This is a genomic window from Moorena bouillonii PNG, from assembly GCF_001942495.1.
Classification (GTDB): Bacteria; Cyanobacteriota; Cyanobacteriia; order Cyanobacteriales; family Coleofasciculaceae; genus Moorena; species Moorena bouillonii.
Genome location: NZ_MKZS01000001.1, coordinates 8144184 through 8150548, shown reverse-complemented (window position 1 = coordinate 8150548; position 6365 = coordinate 8144184). Strand labels below are relative to the sequence as shown.

At 44.8% G+C, this 6365-nt stretch carries 6 protein-coding genes; 1 reads left to right on the top strand and 5 read right to left on the bottom strand.

The window, feature by feature from the left end; translation table 11 throughout:
* Positions 1–166 precede the first annotated feature (166 nt).
* The 4 genes from BJP37_RS33310 to BJP37_RS33295 all read right to left on the bottom strand — a co-directional run bounded on the left by BJP37_RS33310 (position 167) and on the right by BJP37_RS33295 (position 5291).
* Complete coding sequence (locus BJP37_RS33310) at positions 167–1723, bottom strand: capsular polysaccharide export protein, LipB/KpsS family (RefSeq protein ID WP_143727923.1); 1557 nt, start codon at positions 1721–1723, stop codon at positions 167–169.
* A 432-nt stretch (positions 1724–2155) separates the two neighbouring features.
* A complete protein-coding gene (locus BJP37_RS33305; RefSeq protein ID WP_075905461.1) occupies positions 2156–3589 on the bottom strand; it encodes a hypothetical protein in 1434 nt (477 codons plus the stop codon).
* Positions 3590–3637: 48 nt separating this feature from the next.
* Complete coding sequence (locus tag BJP37_RS33300) at positions 3638–3835, bottom strand: hypothetical protein (protein ID WP_075905459.1); 198 nt, start codon at positions 3833–3835, stop codon at positions 3638–3640.
* An 82-nt stretch (positions 3836–3917) separates the two neighbouring features.
* Positions 3918–5291, bottom strand: coding sequence for a capsular polysaccharide export protein, LipB/KpsS family (locus BJP37_RS33295; protein ID WP_075905457.1), 1374 nt, complete (start codon positions 5289–5291; stop codon positions 3918–3920).
* 323 nt (positions 5292–5614) lie between these two features.
* Between BJP37_RS33295 and BJP37_RS40505 the strand changes: the two genes are divergently transcribed.
* Positions 5615–5824: a hypothetical protein gene (locus BJP37_RS40505; protein WP_158069872.1), complete on the top strand. Its 210-nt coding sequence runs from the start codon at positions 5615–5617 to the stop codon at positions 5822–5824.
* On the opposite strand, the gene BJP37_RS33290 is transcribed toward BJP37_RS40505, so the two are convergent.
* Positions 5821–6111 (bottom strand): hypothetical protein, encoded by a 291-nt coding sequence (locus tag BJP37_RS33290; RefSeq protein ID WP_075905455.1) that lies wholly within the window; start codon positions 6109–6111, stop codon positions 5821–5823. The two genes, BJP37_RS40505 and BJP37_RS33290, sit on opposite strands and share 4 nt — an antisense overlap.
* Positions 6112–6365: the final 254 nt, after the last annotated feature.

The following is a 6365-nucleotide window of genomic DNA, read 5'->3' as shown; positions in this document are numbered from 1 at the left end:
CTCCCCATCTCCCCATCTCCCCATCTCCCCATCTCCCCATCTCCCCATCTCCCCATCTCCCCATCTCCCCATCTCCCCATCTCCCCATCTCCCCATCTCCCCATCTCCCCATCTCCCCACCCTCCCCACAGTTCCCGAGATTATCGGTATTCAACCAGACTTGATATCAGTCCAATGGCTCGCCCAAAAAGTCGCCAGAGAGTAGACTATGGGGATTATAATAGTTATATTTTATGCCATTACATAAACGATAATATCCATAGGGCAAGGAGTTTTCTTGGGGCAGTGGTGCTATAGTATCGTTCTGTAGTAATTGGTAAACCTCTGCTTCACACCTAGGCTCATAAACACACCCCAGCCCAGAGTAAATATTATCCCCCAGAAGTACAGAGGGTTTACCCCAGTAAGCCGCTTCAGCACCAATGGTTGAATTATAGGTAACCACCATATCCGCCCAGTCGATTAAGGCATAGGAGTCAACCTTGGAATCCGAGGGAATAACCTGGACATTTTTTCCGTTCAAAGAATTCCACCAGTTGCGGTCTTCTAATGACTTTTTCTGAACGTGAGGATGGACTCTAATCGACAGATAACAGTCCATCTGATTAGATGCCCAAGTGATCAGAGACTTTACCGCTTCCCTTTGATTCTTAAAAATTGGATGCTTGATCAAGTCGCCAATGGCAGCATATTCATCATCACTAGCAGAATAGTAGACAATCTGACGATGATTGCCCGTTTGCTCAGGTACGAGACCTTTTTGCTGGTCAGACGTATACTTAGTCGATCCAATTCCCTCTCCCTGCCTTCTATTCTTATAAAAGGTATGTGCTAATTCTTCTCTATCCATACCAGCCTGTTGCCAATAGGTTTGGAGCTGTTCGCGCCTATAGGCAAAATCATGAGGGGGCTTCTTAAACAGTTCGTATTGCTTATAGTTTGCTCCCGCTTCATAGTATTGAACCTCAACACCAAGCTGTTTAGCTGCCTCAAAGATCCCTTTAACCGAAGCAAATCGTCCATTAAACGCACTGATTTTCTGGGGTTTATACTTGAGAATCAGTGCCCGAGCCTTTTCATACACACTTGCTGAACATAGCAACAATCGTTGTATAACTGGATAATACTTATCAGGATCGGGATGCAAGGATGTCGTGTGCCAGATCAGGGAAGAGACCGTAGATAAACCCAGAGCAGCGTCGTTGTAATTGTAGTCTCTGAGCTCCCTCAAGCTATGGGGAGCATTTTGGACATAGTCTTGGATAGTTAACCGAGTTTTTTCTGACAAAAATTCGTCCGGTAAAGTGGTTACGCCATAGTTGTTTAAAATGCTTTCCACTTTCGAGACTTTATGTTTCCAACTCCGTTTTCCAAACTTTTGAAAACGTCTATTAGGAAGGAATCGAATGTCATCGGGATTCTCCATATGGAGAAACGAAAATCCGGTCTTTTTCCCGGCAACTGCTGCAGTTATAGCAATTTCTCCAGCAGTTCCTAGACGAGGAGTAAAGGCAAATGACTCAATTACTAATAAATCCATACTATACCGTTTGTATTTGAGATGTGAATATAGGATTGATGGGAGTAGGGAGTAGGGAGTAGGGAGTAGGGAGTTGATGTAGGGAGTAGGGAGTAGGGAGTAGGGAGTAGGGAGTAGGGAGTTGATGTAGGGTGGGCAGTTCACCAGAGAGATTTCAAAGCTGGCCATAACGTTACTCGGCACTGCCCACCTTACGATTAATCGGTTAAGTTCATGTAGTTAAGTTCATGTATTTCATGTCCGGTGGGCAGTGCACCAGACCGATTCCGAAGCTGGCCATAACGTTACTAGGCACTGCCCCCCTTACGATTAATTGGTGAAGTTGATGTAGTTAAGTTCATGTATTTCATCTGCCGTGGGCAGTGCACCAGAGAGATTCAGCAAGCTTGTCAATCCCCTTGCTAGGCACTGCCCACCAAAGATTAATCGGTTAAGTTCATGTAGTTAAGTTCATGTATTTCATGTCCGGTGGGCAGTGCACCAGACCGATTCCGAAGCTGGCCATAGCATTGCTAGGCACTGCCCACCCGAAGATTAATCTCTAGCCCTGTGAGACTTCCCCATCTCCCCATCTCCCCATCTCCCCATCTCCACCCTCCCCACACTCTATAGTCCTTATCCTGCCGTAGGAGTTTCTATGCTATTGATTAGATTACTTCTATAGAACCTAGTTGCTGGGCTCAGTGGCTCGCCCAAAAAGTCCCCAGAGAATAAACTATGGGGATTATAATAGTTATAGGTCATGCCCTTACGTAAAATATAATATCCATAGGGCAAGCAGGCTTCTTGGGGCAGCGGTGCGATCTTATCCTTCTCTAGTAATTGGTAAACCTCTGCTTCAGACCTAGGCTCATAAACACACCCCAGGCCAAAGTATGCACTGTCCCCCAGAAGTACAGAGGGTTTACCCCAGTAAGCCGCTTCCACACCAGTTGTTGAACCATAGGTAACCACCACATCGGCCCAGTCCATTAAGGCATAGGAGTCAAGGTTTGAATCCGGCGGAATCACCTGGAGATTTTTTCCCGTCAAAGAATTCCACCAGTTGCGGCTTTCTAATGACTTTTTCTTAAGGTGAGGATGGACTCGAATCGTCAAATAACAGTCCATCCGATTAGAGACCCAAGTGATCAGAGACTTTACGGCTTCCCTTTGATTCTTAAAAATTGGATGCTTCACAAAATCCCCAAGTGCAGCCCATTCATCATCACTAGAAGAGTAGTAGACAATCTGACGATAATTGCCCGTTCGCTCAGGTACGAGACCTTGTTGTTGCTCAGACGTAAAACTAGTCCATTCAATTCCCTCTCCCTGCCTTTTACGCTTATAATAGGAATGTCCTAACTCTTCTCTATCCATACCAGCCTGTTGCCAATAGATTTGTAGCTTTTCGCGCATATAGGCATAATCATAAGGGGACTTCTCAGACAGTTCGTATCGCTCATAGCTGCCTCCTCGGTCATAGTATTGAAATTCAACCCCAAGGTGTTTAGCTGCCTCAAAGATCCCTTTAACGCAAGCATATCGTCCACTAAAAGCAATTATTTTCTGAGGATTATACTTGAGAATAAGTGCCCTGGCCTTTTCATAAACCATTGCTGCAGAACGCAAATATCGTTGTATAAGTGGATAATGCTCATCAGGATCGGGAGCCCAGGATAGTGTTCGCGATATCAGGGAAGAGACTGTAGATAAACCCAGAGCAGCGTCGTTGTACTTGTAGGCTCTGAGCTCGCTCAAGCTATGAGGAGCCTTTTGGGCATAGTCTTGAATCGTTAACTGAGTTTTTTCTGACAAAAATTCGTCCGGTAAAATGGTTACTCCATAGTTGTTTAAAATGCTTTGAACTTTGTAGACTTTATGTTTCCAACTTACTCCTGCAAGCTTCTGAGAACCGCTTTTGGGAATAAATCGAACGTCATCCGGATTATCGACATAGATAAAACAAAATCCTGTCTTCTTCCCAGCAACTGCTGCATTAATAGCAATTTCTCCAGCAGTTCCTAGATAAGGAGCAAAGGCAAATGACTGAATTATTAATACATCCATACTAAAAATCCTCCGACTTTGATATCTTGAGCAACATATATAGCATTTCTATTTGAGTTGTGAAAATTCATGTAGGGTGGGCAGTGCACCAGACCGATTCCTTTCCTTGCCAATCCCGTTGGTAGGCACTGCCCACCCTAGGATTAATCGTAGATTAACCTCCCGACTAGCAAGAGGCAAGAGTTCATGTAGGGTGGGCAGTGCACCAGACCGATTCATTTCCTTGCCAATGCCGTTGGTAGGCACTGCCCACCCTAGGATTAATCTCCCCTAATCTAGGATTAATCTCCCCACTACATTCATCAAACTAAAAGCTCTAGTCAGTCCATCAGCTATCCTTAAAATTCTCTTTATAAATCAGCTCTAAAGTATGGGGATTATAATAGTTATATCTTATGCCTCGACATAAACGATAATATCCATAGGGCAAGCAGGTTTCTTGGGGCAGCGGTGCGATCTGATCATTCTCTAGTAATTGGTAAACCTCTGCTTCAGACTTAGGCTCATAAACACACCCCAGCCCAGAGTATTCACTGTCCGACAAAAGTACAGAGGGTTTACCCCAGTAAGTCGCTTCCACACCAACTGTTGAACCATAGGTAACCACCACATCGGAGCAGTCTATTAAGCCATAGGAGTCAACCTTGGAATCCGGGGGAATAACCTGGACATTTTTTCCCGTCAAAGACGTCCACCAGTTGCGGTCTTCTAATGACTTTTGCTGAACATGAGGATGGACTCTAATGGTCAGATAACAGTCCATCTGATTAGATGCCCAAGTGATCAGAGACTTTACCGCTTCCCTTTGATTCTTAAAAATTGGATGCTTGACCAAGTCGCCAACGGCAGCATATTCATCATCACTAGCAGAGTAGTAGACAATCTGACGATGATTAGCGGTTTGCTCAGGTACGAGACCTTGTTGCTGCTTAGAAGTAAACCTAGTCGATCCAATTCCCTCTCCCTGCCTTGCATTCTTATAAAAGGTATGTCCTAACTCTTCTCTATCCATACCAGCCTGTTGCCAATAGGTTTGGATCTTTTCACGTATATAGGCAATATCCTGAGGCGGCTTATCAAACAGTTCGTATCGATCATAGGTTACTCCCCGTTCACAGTATTGAACCTCAACACCAAGCTGTTTAGCTGCCTCAAATATCCCTTTAACGGAAGCACTTCGTCCATTAAACCCAATTATTTTCTGGGGTTTATACTTTAGAATCAGTGCCCGAGCCTTTTCATAAACCATTGCTGCAGAACGCAAATATCGTTGTATAAGTGAATAATGGTCATCAGGATCGGGATCCCAGGATAGTGTTCGCGATATCAGGGAAGAGACTGTAGATAAACCCAGAGCAGCGTCGTTGTATTTGTAGGCTTTAAGCTCCCTCAAGCTATGGGGAGCATTTTGGACATAGTCTTGGATAGTTAACCGAGTTTTTTCTGACAAAAATTCGTCCGGTAAAGTGGTTATGCCATAGCTTCTTAAAATGCTTTCAAATCTCGATACTAGATCTTTCCAACTTCTTTTTCCCAAGTTTTTAGCATGTCTCTGGGCAATCCATCGAGGGTCCTCCGGATTATCGACATGGAGAAACGAAAATCCTGTCTTTTTCCCAGCAACTGCTGCATTAATAGCAACTTCTCCAGTAGTTCCTAGATAAGGAGGACAGGAATATGACTGAATTACTAATACATCCATACTAGAAAACCTCTTGCTTTGATATAAGTTGAAAAAGGGAATAGGGAATAGGGAATAGGGAATAGGGAATAGGGAAAATTAGGAAAGAGATACGACGATTTTTTGGTATTATCAGAAATAAGTATTTTGTTTCATGATTTATTTGTAAATGCAATAGCATTTTCAGAGTTCATGTAGCCAATTCCGTTGCTAGGCACTGCCCACCCTAGGATTAATCGGTCAAGTTGATGTCGGTGGGCAGTTCACCAGACAAATTCCTGTGCTGGCCATCGCGTTAGTAGGCACTGCCCACCCTAGGATTAATCTCCCGACTAAGGTGGGCAGTGCACCAGAGAGATTCCGAACCTTGCCATCGCGTTAGTAGCCACTGCCCACCCTACGATGAATCTAGTTTCCCGATTCCCGATTCCCGACTCCCGACTCCCGACTCCCGACTCCCGACTCCCGACTCCCGACTCCCGAATCCCGACTCCCGACTCCCGACTCCCGACTCCCGACTCCCGACTCCCGACTCCCTAAAACCCTATAGTTAACAATCAGACATTGATCTATGGTCTCGTTGGAATTCACCCCTTCCCAAACTGAAACTAAAGCTTAACGTACCAGATAGGGGTACGTAGACTTCATCGGGTTGAATAGTACCATCACCGTTTAAGTCGATTGCCAGTGGCGTACCTAAGCTAAATGGAATATTACCAATAGTGACTGTAAATGCATTTAGTTGAAAGCGACCGCCCATGATGCGACCCATAATTTGGGGGTCCTTTAGTTCAGTCAAACCGTTTTCCCGAGAAACATTCAGGTCAGAAATAGTGATCATAGTGAGTAAATCTCAACCGTAAATCGGCTGTGAATTGGTTTCCTTGACTAATCAAGTAGAAACAGTTATTACCGCTGATCACCGTTCCACCTAGTGCAGGCTGGCAGAAATCCCTCACCAGCTGCCATCAGTGGAAATCCTTGATAGTAAAACTATAGCAGTTTTCAATTGGCTAAGGTACTTTTATTATTGTCGGGAGTCGGGAGCGGTGCGACCCGTGGCGAATTTAATTACGGGTCAAGCGCACCGAGGGA